Here is a 17,164-nt window from a genome sequence, read left to right as displayed (position 1 = left end):
GGGTCTGGCGGCAATGGCTCTGGTGGCAACAGCTCTGATGGCAATCGTTCCAGCGGGAATGGTTCTGATGGCAGCGGTTCTGGTGGCAACGGGTCTGGTGGCAACGGGTCTGGCGGCAATGGCTCTCAAGGAGGCAGTCGAGTTAAAGGCGATAGCAGTTCGCAAGGTGATAACGTAAAAGATAACGCGACAAAACAAGGTGATAAGTTACCTAATACTGCAACGCATTATCCTGCATCTATTTTAATGGGACTTTCAACATTCCTAATTGGTATGTTATTGTTTATTCGTCGTAAAAACGTAAAATAAGAACAACATCCTTCCATCTAAAAAATATATGAAACAAATCATAAAACTAAAAAGGGCTTTGGATTGCATTTTATTATGCAAACTAAAGCCCTTTTTATTATCTATCAGAAGGCATATTAATACGCTTTTCCCCAATACACCATATGCTTAGCTTTTTTACTACAGCAAATACATTCATCAGCTACATGTTCTTGTTCAAAAGGCATACAGCGTGAAGATACTCCAACTTCTTCTTTTAGTTTCTCTTCACAAACTAATTCTCCGCACCACATTGCCTTAATAAACCCTTGCTTTTCGTCAGCTGCTTTTTTCATCTCTTCAAAGTTCGTCACACTATACGTATTCTCATCGCGAAATACTTTTGCTTTATTAAATAAAGAAATATGAATTTCCTCAAGTAATGATGGAATACGTTCTTCTAATTGATTCATTGATATAAATTCTTTTTCTTTCGTATCTCTTCTTACAAGCACGACTTGATTCTTTTCAATATCTTTTGGACCAACTTCTACTCTAATTGGAACACCCTTCATTTCATACTCATTAAATTTCCAGCCCGGTGTTTTATTGCTAGCATCTATTTTTACACGCGCAACCTTCTGAATACGACCTTGTAACTCTGTTGCTTTTTCTAACACACCCTCTTTATGCTGCGCAATCGGTACGATAACAACTTGTACTGGTGCTACTTTTGGAGGCATTACAAGCCCATTGTTATCACTATGAACCATAATAAGTCCACCTATCATTCTTGTTGATACACCCCAAGATGTTTGGTGTACATATTGCCACTTACCGTTACGATCTAAAAACTTAATATCAAATGCTTCTGAGAAGTTCGTTCCAAAGTTATGAGATGTTCCTGTTTGAAGCGCTTTTCCATCATGCATTAAACTTTCAATCGTATAAGTTGCCTTCGCTCCTGCAAACTTTTCTTTTTCTGTTTTTTGCCCTTTAATTACTGGTATCGCTAAGTACTCCTCACAGAAAGAAGCATATAAATTTAAAATATTTAACGTTTCAGCTTGCGATTCTTCTGCCGTTTCATGGATCGTATGACCTTCTTGCCATAAAAATTCAGTTGTACGAAGGAATGGTCTCGTCGTCTTCTCCCAACGAACTACTGAACACCACTGGTTATATAACTTTGGTAAATCATTATATGATTGCACAATCTTTGAAAAATGCTCACAGAACAAAGTTTCAGATGTAGGGCGTACACAAAGCCTTTCCGCTAACTTTTCATCCCCACCATGCGTAACCCATGCTACTTCAGGAGCAAATCCTTCAACATGATCCTTCTCTTTTTGCAATAAACTCTCTGGGATAAACATTGGCATATACACATTTTCATGACCAGATGCTTTTAACTTTTCATCCATCACTTTCTGCATATTTTCCCATAAGGCATAACCATACGGGCGTAGAATCATACACCCTTTTACACTTGAATAATCAACTAGTTCAGCTTTTTTTACAATATCCGTGTACCACTGTGCAAAGTCCTCTTCCATCTTCGTAATAGCTTGTACCTGTTCCTTTGCCATAGTCCTTATTCCTCCTTTTAAAAATACAAAAAAGCCCGTGTCCCTAAATAGGGACCGAGCTTTGCCGGCGTTACCACCCTGATTCATACACAAAAATTGTGCATGCTCTCTTTTTGATAACGGGAAATTCCCGCTGCATATGCAGAACGCAAAGGTAGGTTCCATATCGCCCTTTTAAGAATCTTTCAGCCAAATGGATTCTTTCTCTGCAAAAAGGGGTAGACATATACTAGTCCTTTTTCATCGTTATAACGAAATAAATTTGTTGATTATCATAATATAAATTTCACTTCAAAACAAGAGTGAATTTTCTTATTTTTATATATTCTTTTCATTTTTTGTAGTTTTATACGTAGCTCTTTCGAACAATCTTTACAAGTTGATGCGCAACCATACCGATAAGTGTACCAATTAGAACGAAGAAACAAATAAATCCATATCCCATTCCTTCCCATCCACCAATAGCGGTCATTGTTACAGGAAAGAAAGCTAAACAAAGAAGTACTAAACTAAGTGCAAATATAATATCAAACTGTTTGTCTGGAAAACGTTTCTTTAGTAAATATGAAATAGCAAATACAAGGAGAATCGTGATTCCTCCAATGATGTAAAAGATACCAAATCCATCTAGCCAATCCATATTATTCCCTCCTTCCATTCATTCCCTTATACTTATTATATGTTTAATTTTTCTGAAAATAAACAATAAAATTTTAACCAGAAACATATTTTTATTACTAGGTATTAATAGTAATATATAAGAATAGGTTTTATATTATTAGGAGGGTTACTTTATGGATAAAGCATTAACTAATCGTGTCATTATTTTATCTTTCGACTGTTTATCAGCTTTAGATTTTCCTATACTACAAAAATCACCTCATTTCCAATCCCTAATAAAAAAGGGCGCGATTGTAGAAAAGGTAGAGCCCATTTATCCTTCTGTAACATATCCAAGTCACTCAACAATCGTAACCGGTAATTATCCTAATAAGCATGGTGTTGTTAGCAATACGTTACTTCAACCAGGACGTGAATCACCAGACTGGCATTGGTATCGAAAGTCCATTAAAGGAACAACTTTATACGATGAAGCGCGCAAAGCAAATTTAACAACAGCTGCCCTTCTATGGCCTGTTACTGGAAGAGCAAAAATCGATTACAATTTGCCAGAAATTTTCCCAAATAGACCGTGGCAAAATCAAGTGTTAGTTTCCTTATTTAGCGGTAGTCCACTATACCAATTAGATTTAAATCATCGTTTCGGCCATATACGAAATGGATTGTCACAACCTGAACTTGATGATTTCGTGCTCGCTTCGGCTGTACATACAATTCATACGAAAAAGCCAAATGTCATGTTTGTACATTTCACCGATTTAGACACCCAAAGACACTATCACGGCTTTGAATCCAAAGAAACAATAGCTGCAATTCATAGACATGATGAACGGCTAGGAAAAATTATTCAAGCTTTAAAAGAAAGTGGACTATACGAAGAAAGCACAATTATTGCTCTTGGCGATCATAGCGCTTTAAGTGAAAACAAAGCCATTCAATTAAATGTGCTATTTCATCAAAAAGGGCTTATCTCTATAAATTCAAAAGGGAAAATAGTAGATTGGAGGGCCTATTGTCAAAGTTGCGACGGGTCTGCCTATGTATATGTGAAAGACAAAAATGATACGGATACAATTCGTGAAGTACAACTACTCCTGGAAGAACTGCTTCAAAATAAACAAAACGGGATTGAATTTATCCTTCATGATGAAGATGCGAAAGAATGCGGTGCAGATGGTAATTGTTTATTCATGTTAGAAGCACAAGAAGGGTATTATTTTACGGAAAACTATACAGGAGATTTTATAAAAGAAATTACAAAAAAAGATGTTACGCCTAGTAAAAAATATACATTTGGAACTCACGGTTACTCTCCAACAAAACCTAACTATGAAACAATTTTTATCGCTGCTGGGAAAGGTATAAAAAGCGGCGTTACAATCCCGTATATGAGACTTATTGATGAAGGACCGACTATCGCTCGGTTACTTGGCTTGCACTTAGGTGAAACGGACGGAGCAATTGTAGAGGATTTACTTCAATTGTAAAGAACTGTTTATATATGTAAAAGTTATGTAAAAATCATCACTGTTTCTCTTTTTATAATTTTTATTTTTGTACACTGTTAGTAGAACAAATTTAAGGGGGAACACTATATGAAAAAAATGTCCAGACAAGAAAAAAGCTGGATATTATACGATTGGGCGAACTCCGTATATTCGCTCGTCATTACAACTGCATTATTTCCAATTTACTTTAAAGCCGCTGCAAAAGAAGCCGGACTGTCTGGCGCAACTTCAACAGCCTATTGGGGATATGCAAACTCATTCGCTACACTTTTAATTTCTATACTTGCCCCTATTCTCGGCACGGTTGCTGATTATAAAGGATTTAAAAAACGATTTTTCACATTCTTCTTTGGGCTCGGTATCGTATTTACGAGTATGCTAGCAGTTGTTCCAACCTCTCAGTGGTACTTATTATTAGGATGCTATATGCTCGCACTAGTTGGTTTTGCTGGAGCAAATATTTTTTATGATGCATTCTTAGTAGATGTTACTTCTAAAGATAGAATGGACCGAATTTCTACGAGAGGATTCGCCTTAGGATATATTGGAAGTACAATTCCTTTTATCGGTTGTATTGCTCTTATCATTCTTGCTCAAAAAGGAACTATCCCTCTATCAGTCGGCATTGCTAGCCAAATTTCATTCGCAATAACAGCTCTTTGGTGGGGGTTATTTACAATTCCAATGCTAAAAAACGTTGAGCAAACACACTATATTGAACGCCATCCAAGACCAATCGCAATGAGCTTCAAGCGTCTTGCTGATACTTTTAAAAATATTAAAGAATATAAAACTGTATTTATGTTCCTAATCGCTTACTTTTTCTACATTGACGGGGTCGATACAATTATTACTATGTCTACAGCATATGGAACTGATCTCGGTATTAGTGCAACTAATCTATTAATCATATTATTTGTAACACAAATTGTCGCATGTCCATTCGCTTTATTATATGGAAAACTATCGGAAACATTTACCGGTAAAAAAATGCTATATGTCGGTATTATTATTTATATCATTATTTGCACATACGCTTATTTCTTAAAAACGACACTTGATTTTTGGATTTTAGCAATGCTCGTTGCCACATCTCAGGGCGGGATTCAAGCACTAAGCCGTTCCTATTTTGCCAAACTAGTACCAAAAGAATCTGCTAATGAATTCTTCGGATTCTATAATATCTTTGGTAAATTCGCAGCCATTATGGGGCCAGTATTAGTTGGTGTTACGACTCAATTAACTGGAAAAACAAACGCTGGGGTACTTAGTATTATTGTACTATTTATTATCGGTGGATTTCTATTAACTAGAGTCCCTGAAAATGATACATCTGTTACACCACCTAATCCGAAAACTAAAACGTTATAAGCAGAAGATCCCCTTCACACAAGAAGGGGATCTTTTTCTTTATTTTTAACGATAGCGTCTGTCAATTAAAAACTCTACTGCTTATACAAAAATAGTTTATCAACAGTTGTTCCTAATACTTCCGCTAAACGAAAAGCTAACGCTAAGCTTGGATCATATTTATTATTCTCAATTGCATTTATCGTCTGTCTGGAAACTTTACATTTATCGGCTAATGCACCTTGTGAAATATTATTTTCAGTGCGCAATTCATAGATTTGATTTTTCACATGATTTCTCCTAACCTGTAAAATCGTTTTTACAACATCAGTATATAATTGGCTCATATAGTTGTCAAAAGACCCCCATAGAAAAAGGGAGCAAACATGCTCCCTTACAATAGTTATTTCGAAGATAACGAATTTGTTAGTTCCTCTTTATTAGCAACACCTTCTTTATTTATTTGTATACGTAAAACCGGACCTATCGCTAATAAAATAAGTGACATTGCTATACAAAACACAATAACTAGTGAGGTCATTTCCTTTAATCCTCCAGCTAAAGCAGTACCAATTAGCATAGCTCCCATAAACAGTGGTAAAATTGTCCCATTTACTCTTCCAATCATATTCTCTGGTACAAGTTGAATCATAAGCGTGCCGACAACGATATTTAATCAAACGTTTGTTTAAAAAGAAATACGCCTATATAAGGCGCATTTTCATCAATCACCGCCACCACCGCAGCTTCCCCCACTATCTCCACCAAAAGATCCTCCACAATCATGTGAACCTCCATCATGTGAGCTATCATGTGAGCTATCATCAGATCCAGCAAAGAAAAATAGTGGTGATGAGCTGTTAGACGAATTATGCATATTACTCTGTTTCATCAAATTGACTTTCCTTTTGTTTGATCGAACAGCTGTTACAATGATTCCAATTACAACAAATAATAGTATGACAATAATAAATTCCATATAAAAACCTCCCTTAATTCTCTAATAGTTGAATCGTTCTCTCTAAATTTTCAAGTGAAATGAAGCGTGATTCACGAAGAATTTCTTTTCCATTATAAAATAATAAAATTGTTGGCCCTGTAAATACTGCATATCGCCCTGCAACCTCTTGCATGTCTTGTAGTAATATTTCTATTTTCTCTACGTAATCATAATTCTCTAATACGTAACTTACTTTCCTTAGCATGACATCACAAACACCGCAATTTTCCGTTTTAATAAATAGAAGTACTACTTGTTGTTCATCAATATATGTCGCTAATTCTTCTATCGTTTCAAATTTATTCATCTTATCCCTCTTAACGTAATTTACGAAATACTTTACCCCGCATTAACGGGCAGTAAGACTCTCACCTCAAAATTCAGCTGGAGCAAAGAAGTTAGGTGAGAGGTCAACTTCCCGTAAATGCCCGATTGGTTCAACTAATAATCAGTGGAGGATGAACCCCCTCCACTGATTATAGTTTCACTTTATCTTGATACATACGAAATGCTGAACTATCTTTCATTTTTCTTTTTTCCATTAACTGCTGAAAACGTAGTGTTTTTGCTGTTAACTCTTCTTGTAATTTTTTTCTCTCTGCTTCATCATAACAGCAAGCGATTAAATCCTCTATTTTTAATATATCTTTTTGTAGTTCCATTTCTGCTGGAATCATACCCGCATTCTTTAAAATTTTATAGCTCATTCTAAGTTCTGGAGGTACCATTGAAAGGTCTTCTAATTGTAGTGGTTTTCCTTTTCCCGGAATGTTATCGAGATCGCCATTCCGTATCGCTTGTCGAATTTTCTCTTCAGCAATGCTCAAAAACACATCCACACTACCACACCTTTACATATTTTTACTATTATTTTACATGAAACTTCACCATCATGCTACGCTATTACAAATTGACTTCATACAATCTTTTCTCAAATTTATTTATAATGAGCTATTTCCTTCCTCATCAATCTTTCATTTTCATATGCAGTTTGTATTTAAGCCTTTTTATATTGAGAAAATCTCTCCTTATTTCAAACTTTTAATTTTATGAAAAATCACAAATCAATATTACAATAACTGATTATAATTATATTCGATTTCTAATATGAAGTTTATGTGAAGCTCATCTGAATTTTACATGAATTTCCTTTAAGTTCTATTGTCTTCTCCTACTAATCACATTATCCTTTACTTATAGGAATCATTTTTTATTCCGTTTCAAACTATCTATATATACAAAGAAAGATAGATAGTGGCCTATTAGGGAAAGGCATTTAGTATTATTATAAATATAAACATAACAAAAGAAAAAGCATGCTTATAAGCGCACCATAAGAGTGCTTCTTCATACAATTCTCATGCAAAAGTTCTCAAAAATCATGTTAATCACAAAGAAAAAGGCATTAGCTTTTATGAGCTAATGCCTTTTTCTTTATTCATATTGTTCAACGTTCCATTCTTCTATACTCCACACTTTTGTTATCCACGCTTCATAGAAAGAAGGCTCATGTGAAACAATTAAAACCGTTCCTTTATATTGTTGTAATGCTTCCTGTAAGGCCTGCTTAGTTTCTATATCCAAATGATTCGTAGGTTCGTCTAAAATTAAAACATTGCTTTTCATCACGATAAGTTCACATAATCTCACTTTCGTTTGTTCCCCACCACTTAATAAACAAATAGGTTTTAATACGTGTTCTTCTTTCAATCCACATTTCGCTAACGCTTGACGTACTTCTTTCCTTGTCATATCTGGTCTTTCTGCCCAAACTTTCTCTAATGGCGTTATTTCTGAAGCAAATTCTTCCTGTGCAAAATAGGCAGGATTTACTCGATCTCCAACAGAAACTAAACCGCTTAATGGCTTTATTTTCCCTAATAACGTTTTTAACATTGTCGTTTTTCCGATGCCATTATGACCAACAATAGCTATTTTCTCCCCTTTTTTCACTTGAAAATCCAATTCTGGAAATAACGGTTCACTATAACCTATTCTTAGTTTCTCGGCCTGTAATATACGACTCACTGGCTCAGCATAAACATTAAAATCAAAACGGGCACGAGGTACATTGTTAACCTTTTCAACCCTTTGCATTTTCTCCAATACTTTCTCACGACTTTTTGCTTGTTTCGCTTTTCGAATTTTATTTTTTTGAATAAATGTTTCTAACTGTGTAATTTCTTTTTGCTGTTTCGTATATGCTGCTTGTAATTGTTTCTTTTGCAGTTCATAATTACGCACAAAACTATTATAATCACCCACATAGCGTTTGATTGCTCGCTCCTCTAGATGATAAATAATATTTGTAATCTTGTTCAAAAATACTTCGTCATGTGAAATGATAATATAAGCTTTTTCATACAGTTTCAAATACGTTTGCAACCATTCTATATGTGCTGTATCTAAATAATTCGTTGGCTCATCTAGCAATAAAACATCAGCTTTTTCTAAAAGGAGTTTCCCAAGTAACAGCTTTGTCCGCTGACCACCACTTAACTTTGAAACATCCTTCTTCATCCCTACTTCAAACAACCCTAAACCCATTGCTACTTCTTCAATTTCTGTATGAATTTGATAAAAGTTGGAGCTTTCTAATATAGTTTGTAATTCTCCATACCTTACTAACAGTTTTTCTACGTCTTCTGCTTCAGACATTTCTTCTGTAATTTTTAACATTTCGCATTCAATCGCATACAAATTAGAAAATGCACTTTGCAAGTATTCTTCAATTGTTATCCCTTCTTGCAAATCTGTATGTTGCTGTAAAAATCCTACCTTCACATGCGGAAACCATTCAATTTTCCCTTCATCATGTATAAGTTCTCCTGTTAACAGACGTAACAGCGTTGATTTTCCAATTCCATTTTTCCCTACTAACCCAACATGTTCTCCCTTTAATAATCGAAAACATGCCTTATATAAGATGGTTTTCTCACCATACGAATGACTTACATTTTCTACTGTTAATATACTCATTTTTTTCTCTCCTTTACTTATGATTCATAAGCTAAATAGAGAGAACAACAATATAAAGCCTTATTTAATTGTGCATATAAAAATGGGTAAGGTGAATACACCTTACCCATTACATATTATCGTAAGAAAGGATTAAGGTTCTTTACCTGCTGTCTTCAATTTAGCTTAATCGTTAAAAATAGGCAGACTTCTCCCGTCTTAAGCTAAAACCATTTGAAGAACAGTTGATAAAGTCATTTTATCCTTTCACCCCTTTAACATTTATTATATTAAGAGTATAAACTACTCTGTTATATTCTATTCTCTATTTTTTCTTTTGTTCCTTCTTCAAAATCCTCCGGCGTTAATGAATCCACTATTTTCTCTATAGATTTCATCTTTCTCCTCCTATATAAAAAAGCCTCTTAACAGCAATTGTACCAAGAACTGTTAAAAGACTTTTTTCTATTTTTTCATATAAGGAGCTAATACGCTCAAAATTTCTTCCTTATCCTTCTTTAACTCCAGCGACGTTAACATATCCATCGTTCGCGGGCGAGGTAATTTCACTTGTACCTCACCAACTATTGATGCTGGTCTTTGAGATAAAATAAATACTCGATCAGAAAGTAAAATTGCTTCGTCTAAGTCATGTGTAACCATAACGATTGTTTGCTTTTCTTGGTGCCAAGAATTTAAAAGCCAACTGTGTACTTCCATTTTCGTAAACGCATCTAATTTTCCAAAAGGCTCATCCAGTAGCATAATTGGCTTCTCACATAAATATGTACGAAGAAAGCTAATTCTTTGGCGCATACCACCAGACAGTGCATCCGGGTAATGGTCTGCATATTCATCTAGCTCAAACTGTCTTAATGCTTCCATTCCTTCTGTTAACCTTTGTTTTTTAGGTTTCCCCTCAATCTCCAATGGAAGAACTATATTTTGCAAAGCAGAGCGCCACGGTAGCAATAAATCTTGTTGGGGCATATAACTTACAACATCTTGTTTTTTTACATGTTCCTCGTTATAAAATACCTCTCCACTCGTTGGCCCTTCAACGTTCGCGATCATATTTAACAATGTGCTTTTACCACAGCCACTTGGACCTACAAAAGAGACGAATTCTCCCTCCTGTATAAAGGCACTAATATTCGCTAATACATTCTTTCCATCGAAAGATTTCACAATATCTTTTATTTGTAATCCGCTCATTTTTCACTTGGAAGGAATTCATTTGTAAAGGCATCTTTTACATCGATTTTCTTTTTAATAACTTTGTTGTCATATAAGAAATTCGTGTAATTTGTCCAAACCTCTTCCTTCTGTACTCCCCATGCTTTTGCATCATCTTGATACTTCGTACTTAACCACTTTTGACTTTCTTGTACTAAATCTTTATTTATATCTGGAACAGCTTTAATTAAAATATCAGCAGCTTCTTTCGGTTCCTTAATTGCAAAATTATAACCTTCGGTCGTTGCAGTCATAAACTTTTTCACAAAGTCTTTATCTTGCTTCGTATGTTTTTCACTTGTAATAATAACAGGACTATAGAAATCGAGCGCTGGATCTAAGTCTTTTACCATAATCGTATTTAACTCTTTTCCTTGACGCTTCGCTTCAATTCCATCCCATCCGTAATAAATCCATTCGAAATCTGCATCACGGCCAATTGACTTAAAGAAATCTGTTTGTCCTAAGATGATTTTTTCAACTTTATTAAAATCAGCTTGATTTTTATCCATAATTGTCTTTAATGTCGCTTCCTCTGCTGGTCCTCCCCAGCCTCCGTAACGTTTACCTTCAAAATCTTTCGGTGATGTAATATTATCTTTTTTAAGCGATGCAAAGGCAGATGTATTATGCTGAATAATTGCACCGATAGACACAACAGGAATACCTTCCACACGGGCTAACGTTACATTTTCTTGTGCGCTTATTGCGAAGTCCGCTTTTCCTGAAGCTATCATTTGCTCCGCTGTCACATTGTCACCTGGCTGGATAATTTCTACATCTAATCCTTGCTTTTTATAATAATCTTTCGTTTGCGCTACATATAAACCAGTATGATTCGTATTTGGAAACCAATCTAATACTACTTTTACTTTTTGATCTTTACTTGTACTTTCTTCTTTCTTCGCCGGATTACATCCAGCCACACCTACTGCTAATAAGGCAGCTAACATAACTTTTAAACCTTTTTTCATTTTCTGCCGTCCTTTCTATATATCCATGGTGCTGTTATTCTTGCCATAAACTCCACGATAAAATACAGGCATAATGTCACCATGACGATAATCGCTGCAACACCAAATACTCGGGCAGTTAAAAAGGATTTTGTTGCTCTCGTAAGCATAACCCCTAACCCTTCACTTGCACCGAGCCATTCTCCGATAATTGCCCCCATTACGCTATATGTAACTGCAATTTTTAAACCTGAGAAAAAGTATGGAAGCACTGCTGGAAATTTTACTTTCTGATAAATTTGCCACTTCGTTGCCTTCATCGTTTGTAACAACTTCAACATATTTTTATCTACTGTTTGAAAACCTTCTAAAATGCTAAGCGCAATAGGGAAGAAACAAACGAGTATGACTACCATTACTTTCGGCAACATCCCATATCCAAACCAGATAATAAATAACGGTGCAAGTACAACGATTGGAATTGTTTGCGAAATAACGAGCAACGGGTTTATTAAAATACGAAATAAAGGGATAACGTCCATAAGAATTGCAATACTCGTTCCAAGTAAAATTGCAAAAAACAAGCCAATTATTACTTCCTGTAACGTTTGTGCCAGATTCGGTAGTAATAGGTCTTTCATTCCAATTAATTCTTGAACAATCGCGGAAGGCTTTGGTAAAATCCACGGTTCAATTTTAAATAATGAAACAGATCCTTCCCATATCACAATGAGAAGGATAAGCCAAATTGTTGTAATTATTTTAGATTGCTTCTGGTTTTGCATATTCATCACGGTACTTCCAAACCTTTTCGTCAATCGTTACACCCGTGCTTGGACGATAGTGAATTTTAATAGAAGTGATAACTTCTTCTGCTCCAGCATCGACGCAAGCTTGTTGTGCACGTTTAATGACGTCAAGAAGTACATCTAATTCTCCTTCCAACGTTGTTTCCATTGCCCCTACTTCATAACGAACTCCCGATTGTTGCACAACTTCAATTGCTTTATCAACAACGGAATACACATCTTTGTTCTTCGCTTGTGGTACTACTGAAAATGAAATTGTAACTTGTTGTGACATAATAAAATCCCCTTTACAAAATATGGTTTCAAAAAAGAAAAGGCTTTCCTACCATGTAGGAAAGCCTTGTATACAAGTTATTCTATAATAACTTATGCTACATCACTTTAAAGTAACTCCCTACGCTGGCATTATCCAGATCAGGTTGAGGGTCGATGTATACTTACATCCTCTCAGCCAATTGGCTCCCCGGTTCTTAATTCGTTTTCATTGTAGCATGATTTATTTTATTGAACAAACAAAAGCGTGCATAATCATTTCATTTAACTTTTAAATTCCCCAATTAATTCTTGTAACTCCTGTGAAAGCCAGCTTAAAGAAGTAGCTAATTCGGCAATATCTTGTACAGACATTTCCTGTTCTTTCATACTCTCTTCAATATTACTACTATTCGCATACGTATTTGCGATATGTGATAGTTCATTTACAACACGAACAATATTTTGGCTATTTTGCAGTATATCACTTGAATTGCTAGAAACAGTTCTAACTTGATTTGTAACAGATTGCGCTGATTTTGAAATTTTTTCAAAGAAAGCACCACTACTTTGAACAAGTTTAATTCCAGATTCTACTTCTTTTGAACCTTTTTGCATTGAAACAACAGCTTCTTCCATTTCAGCTTGTGTTTCTCCTATTAATTTTGCTATAGCTTTTGCTGATGCTTCCGTCTGCTCTGCTAATTTACGCACTTCATCAGCAACAACAGCAAATCCCCTTCCGGTTGCCCCAGCACCTGAAGCTTCAATAGAAGCATTTAAAGCTAGCGAATTAGTTTGATTTGAAATACCTGTAATTACAGTTACAATATCACTAATTTCTTTTGATCTTGTTTCCAAAGAATAAATGATTGAAGATAAATCTTGTACTGCATTTTGTACTATGCTCATTTGATTAATCGCCTGTTCAATAACACCATTTCCTTCTACTGAATGATGCTCCATATCTTCAGATGCTGTCGCCATTTGTTTTGCTGCATTCGTTATCTCTTCCATCTTATCTTCCATTTCATATACAATACCTAAATACTGTTGTACTGAAGTTTCTTGAGACTGAGTGCCAGCTCTTAACCCAACCATAGAACTTACGATTTCTTGAACTGCCATACTATTCTCTTTCGTACTCGCTGACAATTCTTGTGAAGATGAGGAAACCTGTTCTGCTGTCTGCTTCACTTTATCTACAATTCCTTTAAACTTCTCGATGGTATTATTAAAATACGCATTAATAATACCAATATCATCTGGTCTTTCCTCTAATTTAATACTTAAATCACCTTCACCGACTTTGCGCAATCCTTCACGTAAATCTCGCAATGGAGCAAGTGCATTACGTACAATTAAGAATTGAATAACAGTTGCAATTAAAACAGAAATACAAATAAACATTAAACCTTGTATAATAAATTGTTTCTTTGTACTAGGAACAATAGAAGCATCTACATCAGCGGCAACAATTGCCACAATATTATCGTCTCCATCTTTAATTGGCTCTAATATCGTTACCCATGATCCTAATGCGTCTTCATATACTACTGTCATGTTTGCTTTTTTCGTGCTCATTACCTTATCATATGCTTTCATCCAAAGATCTGGTTGTTTATAATAGTCTCCCGGCTTTACTTCAACAACATTTGCTAAGCCTGTAGACAAGCCTACGATTTGTAACTCACCTTTTTCATTTTCTTTTGCTCCCACAATATACGTTTGTCCAACACTGTTCAATTCTTCCGTTGATTCATCTAATTTCTCTGTTAACTTCTCTCTCTTTTCTCTTTCTGCCGCTGGGTCTTTTGCAACATCTCTCACTATCTCTTCGTCTAATTTATGTAATACCGTATCTCCTGTTTCAAAAGAATGCCTTTCAAATATAGACATCATACTATTTTGAAACATGTTAAAACTTAACGCTCCCATAGTACCAACAAGCGTCAAAATAACTAATACCGTTAACAATACATTTTTTTGAAGAAAAGATAACTTGTGCCAATATTTTTTCATTAACATCACCTTTCTTAATTAACTTAATATCAAGTAAAACTATCAAAATATAAACACTTAATAACTGATAATGTTTCTCAATTGTTTACAAATAAAAAAAAGACCAATGAAAAAAGCATTGGTCAAGACCAACCCTATCCGTCCGGTAACTGGCTAGCATAGCCTTTCGACCTTAGCCCCTGTAGTTTTGCGTCCTCATGTTTCCATCAGTTTGCCTTTCTCGCTGAACGAGTTGAACGATATGGGAGTTCTATGAGAATTAAATTATTCTCTTTCAAAGATTACAACATATGGATTAAAATGTCTACTTATTTAGAGATGTAAATATTAAATTCCAATGTGTTATTTTTTCGAAATACTTTCAAAAAATACATGAATGTTACTTTTTTTGTGTTATATAATAAAAAATGTAGAAAAATCAAGGATTCTTTCGGATACCTATTTAATTTTCACTCAAATTAAACTATTCGGATATATCTTAACTTATGAATTTCGGAGGTAGTTTATCATGTTTTGGCTACAATTTCTTACCTTATTACTCTGCATTTTTATTGGTGCACGCCTAGGCGGAGTTGGTTTAGGAGTAATGGGTGGAGTTGGTATGGCAATACTTGTTTTTGTCTTCCACTTACAACCAACCGCTCCTCCTATCGATGTAATGCTTATGATTTTAGCAGTAATTACCGCTGCCGGTGCTTTGCAAGCTGCTGGAGGAATGGACTACCTTGTCCACCTTGCTGAGAAAGCATTACGAAAAAATCCAAAGCGTATTACATTTTTCGCTCCAATTGTTACTTATTTATTCACACTATGTGCAGGAACTGGTCACGTTGCTTATTCTGTACTTCCTGTTATCGCAGAAGTCTCTCGCGAATCTGGGATTAGACCGGAACGACCAATGTCAATTGCCGTAATCGCTTCCCAGCAGGCAATTACAGCTAGCCCCATATCAGCTGCAACCGTTGCTCTTTTAGCAATGTTAGCTGACTATCAAATCACTTTATTAGATATTTTAAAAGTAAGTATCCCTTCTACTTTCATTGCTTGTATGTTCGCTGCATTCGTTGCTAGCAAAATGGGGAAAGAATTAAATGAAGACCCTGAATACTTGAAACGATTAAAAGAAGGAATGATTCCTAAGCTTGAAGAGAAAAAAGAATTTGTGGGTGTAAAAGGCGCTAAATTATCAGTTATCCTTTTCCTGGTAGGAACTTTCCTTGTCGTACTTCTTGGTTCATTTGAAGCACTTCGTCCGGGATGGATGGTTGACGGGAAGTTAGTTCGTCTTTCCATGCCAAACACAATTGAAATGGTTATGTTAACTATCGCAGCTCTTATTATTATTTTCTGTAAACCAAATGTAGAAAGTATTGTGTCTGGTAACGTCTTTAAAGCAGGAGCAACTGCTGTCGTTGCAATCTTTGGTATCGCCTGGATGGGAGATACTTTCTTTAACGGAAACTTAAATATGATTCAAGGATCAATTCAGCACTTAGTAACAAGTGCCCCGTGGCTATTTGCCATCGCATTATTCATTCTATCTATTTTACTGTACAGCCAAGCAGCAACCGTTCGTGCTTTAATGCCTCTTGGACTATCTCTTGGTATTCCACCAGCATTACTAATTGCAATGTTCCCTGCAGTAAATGGATACTTCTTCATTCCAAACTATGGAACAATTGTTGCTGCCATTAACTTTGATCGCACTGGTACAACAGGCATCGGTAAATATGTTCTAAATCATAGCTTTATGATTCCAGGCCTGATCGCAACCTTTACTTCTATCGGAATTGGAATGCTCTTAATTTCAATTATGTTTTAAATAAAAGCACAAACCTATATTTTAAAAAGGTTTGTGCTTTCTTAATCAAACGTTTGTTTAAATACTTTTGGCAGTCCATTCTTTCATGCAGCATTTGAAATACTACATGGCCCTTTTCTACAAACTTTTATTTACTTCTCCAGCTAATTTCCTTGTACTTTCAAACGCAGATTCCGCTAAACTAATTGCCGAAATAACTGAAACACCGTCCGCACCTGCTTCTATAACGGAAGCAGTATTTTCAATCGTAATCCCACCAATACCAACAATCGGCACTGTAATTCCTTGTTCTCTAAAATGAGCTAATCCTTTTGTTCCTTGCACAGCTTTCGTATCTTTTTTTGTATTCGTTGGGAAAATAGGGCCAACTCCTAAATAATCAGCTCCGTTTTCAATTGCCCAGCGTGCTTCTTCAATTGTATGTGTAGATACACCGATAATTTTATCACCCATTTTTTCGCGAACAGAAGTAATCCCCTCATCATCTTGTCCAACATGTACACCATCTGCATCTAATTCGATGGCTAGTTCAACATCATCATTTACAATAAACGGTACATCATACTCCTTACAAAGTGCTTGCAACCCTTTTGCAAACTGTAGACGTTTCTCTCCCGTTAAAGCTCCTTCTCCCTTTTCACGAAATTGAAAAAGTGTTACTCCGCCGTCTAACGCGTCTTTCAATACGGCTAAAGGATCCTTCATGCAGTTATTACTTCCCATAATAAAATACACTTGCAATAGCTTTGACATTTTATCTACTTCAATGCGTGCCAT

Annotated in this window: 17 protein-coding genes, 1 pseudogene, 2 riboswitches and 1 other annotated feature; of the genes and pseudogenes, 4 read left to right on the top strand and 14 right to left on the bottom strand. The window is 35.5% G+C overall.

Annotated features, from left to right (window positions below):
• Positions 1-309 (top strand): LPXTG cell wall anchor domain-containing protein (locus COC96_RS25400; protein WP_142340040.1); only part of this gene is annotated, 309 nt, incomplete at its 5' end.
• A gap of 116 nt (positions 310-425) precedes the next feature.
• On the opposite strand, the gene proS is transcribed toward COC96_RS25400, so the two are convergent.
• Positions 426-1,856, bottom strand: a complete 1,431-nt coding sequence (proS, locus tag COC96_RS25395; RefSeq protein ID WP_098269660.1) for a proline--tRNA ligase — start codon at positions 1,854-1,856, stop codon at positions 426-428.
• A gap of 46 nt (positions 1,857-1,902) precedes the next feature.
• Positions 1,903-2,109, bottom strand: a binding site (T-box leader).
• A 93-nt stretch (positions 2,110-2,202) separates the two neighbouring features.
• Complete coding sequence (locus tag COC96_RS25390; protein ID WP_000383861.1) at positions 2,203-2,496, bottom strand: YesK-like family protein; 294 nt, start codon at positions 2,494-2,496, stop codon at positions 2,203-2,205.
• A gap of 154 nt (positions 2,497-2,650) precedes the next feature.
• On the opposite strand from COC96_RS25390, the gene COC96_RS25385 reads away from it, so the two are divergent.
• Positions 2,651-3,964 carry an alkaline phosphatase family protein gene (locus tag COC96_RS25385; RefSeq protein ID WP_098269661.1) on the top strand — a complete coding sequence of 438 codons (1,314 nt, stop codon included), beginning with the start codon at positions 2,651-2,653 and terminating at the stop codon, positions 3,962-3,964.
• 108 nt (positions 3,965-4,072) lie between these two features.
• The gene (locus COC96_RS25380) at positions 4,073-5,356 is read left to right on the top strand and encodes an MFS transporter (RefSeq protein ID WP_098269662.1); all 1,284 of its coding nucleotides are present in this window, start codon (positions 4,073-4,075) and stop codon (positions 5,354-5,356) included.
• A 74-nt stretch (positions 5,357-5,430) separates the two neighbouring features.
• Here the strand turns inward: COC96_RS25380 and COC96_RS25375 are convergent, their stop codons facing one another.
• The 11 genes and pseudogenes from COC96_RS25375 to COC96_RS25320 form a co-directional block, all read right to left on the bottom strand.
• Positions 5,431-5,682: a helix-turn-helix transcriptional regulator gene (locus tag COC96_RS25375; RefSeq protein WP_098269663.1), complete on the bottom strand. Its 252-nt coding sequence runs from the start codon at positions 5,680-5,682 to the stop codon at positions 5,431-5,433.
• Between the two features lie 56 nt (positions 5,683-5,738).
• Positions 5,739-6,011 (bottom strand): annotated as a pseudogene (locus tag COC96_RS25370) (MFS transporter); the annotation flags it as partial.
• A 48-nt stretch (positions 6,012-6,059) separates the two neighbouring features.
• The gene (locus COC96_RS25365; protein WP_098769622.1) at positions 6,060-6,314 is read right to left on the bottom strand and encodes a hypothetical protein; all 255 of its coding nucleotides are present in this window, start codon (positions 6,312-6,314) and stop codon (positions 6,060-6,062) included.
• A gap of 13 nt (positions 6,315-6,327) precedes the next feature.
• Complete coding sequence (locus COC96_RS25360; protein ID WP_098269666.1) at positions 6,328-6,642, bottom strand: thioredoxin family protein; 315 nt, start codon at positions 6,640-6,642, stop codon at positions 6,328-6,330.
• 169 nt (positions 6,643-6,811) lie between these two features.
• Entirely contained in the window at positions 6,812-7,174 is a 363-nt protein-coding gene (locus COC96_RS25355; protein ID WP_098769620.1) for a J-domain-containing protein, read from the bottom strand.
• A 595-nt stretch (positions 7,175-7,769) separates the two neighbouring features.
• Positions 7,770-9,314, bottom strand: coding sequence for an ABC-F family ATP-binding cassette domain-containing protein (locus COC96_RS25345; RefSeq protein WP_098269668.1), 1,545 nt, complete (start codon positions 9,312-9,314; stop codon positions 7,770-7,772).
• 444 nt (positions 9,315-9,758) lie between these two features.
• Positions 9,759-10,508, bottom strand: a complete 750-nt coding sequence (locus COC96_RS25340; protein ID WP_098769618.1) for an ABC transporter ATP-binding protein — start codon at positions 10,506-10,508, stop codon at positions 9,759-9,761.
• Positions 10,505-11,503: an ABC transporter substrate-binding protein gene (locus COC96_RS25335; protein WP_098269669.1), complete on the bottom strand. Its 999-nt coding sequence runs from the start codon at positions 11,501-11,503 to the stop codon at positions 10,505-10,507. The genes COC96_RS25340 and COC96_RS25335 overlap by 4 nt, the downstream gene beginning before the upstream one ends.
• Positions 11,500-12,273, bottom strand: a complete 774-nt coding sequence (locus COC96_RS25330; RefSeq protein WP_097904920.1) for an ABC transporter permease — start codon at positions 12,271-12,273, stop codon at positions 11,500-11,502. Before COC96_RS25330 ends, COC96_RS25335 begins: the two co-directional genes overlap by 4 nt.
• Complete coding sequence (locus tag COC96_RS25325) at positions 12,245-12,565, bottom strand: MTH1187 family thiamine-binding protein (protein ID WP_000082898.1); 321 nt, start codon at positions 12,563-12,565, stop codon at positions 12,245-12,247. Before COC96_RS25325 ends, COC96_RS25330 begins: the two co-directional genes overlap by 29 nt.
• Positions 12,566-12,665: 100 nt before the next feature.
• A riboswitch (TPP riboswitch) is annotated at positions 12,666-12,767 on the bottom strand.
• A 61-nt stretch (positions 12,768-12,828) separates the two neighbouring features.
• Positions 12,829-14,565, bottom strand: a complete 1,737-nt coding sequence (locus tag COC96_RS25320) for a methyl-accepting chemotaxis protein (protein ID WP_098269670.1) — start codon at positions 14,563-14,565, stop codon at positions 12,829-12,831.
• A gap of 141 nt (positions 14,566-14,706) precedes the next feature.
• Positions 14,707-14,791, bottom strand: a riboswitch (cyclic di-GMP riboswitch).
• Between the two features lie 282 nt (positions 14,792-15,073).
• Between COC96_RS25320 and COC96_RS25315 the strand changes: the two genes are divergently transcribed.
• Complete coding sequence (locus COC96_RS25315) at positions 15,074-16,387, top strand: anaerobic C4-dicarboxylate transporter family protein (protein WP_097904922.1); 1,314 nt, start codon at positions 15,074-15,076, stop codon at positions 16,385-16,387.
• A 117-nt stretch (positions 16,388-16,504) separates the two neighbouring features.
• Here the strand turns inward: COC96_RS25315 and thiE are convergent, their stop codons facing one another.
• Positions 16,505-17,164, bottom strand: a complete 660-nt coding sequence (thiE, locus tag COC96_RS25310) for a thiamine phosphate synthase (protein WP_142340039.1) — start codon at positions 17,162-17,164, stop codon at positions 16,505-16,507.

Source organism: Bacillus cereus (genome assembly GCF_002577405.1).
Classification (GTDB): domain Bacteria; phylum Bacillota; class Bacilli; order Bacillales; family Bacillaceae_G; genus Bacillus_A; species Bacillus_A cereus_AU.
Note: the sequence above shows the minus strand (reverse complement) of the source record. Positions and strands in the feature narration are given on the sequence as shown.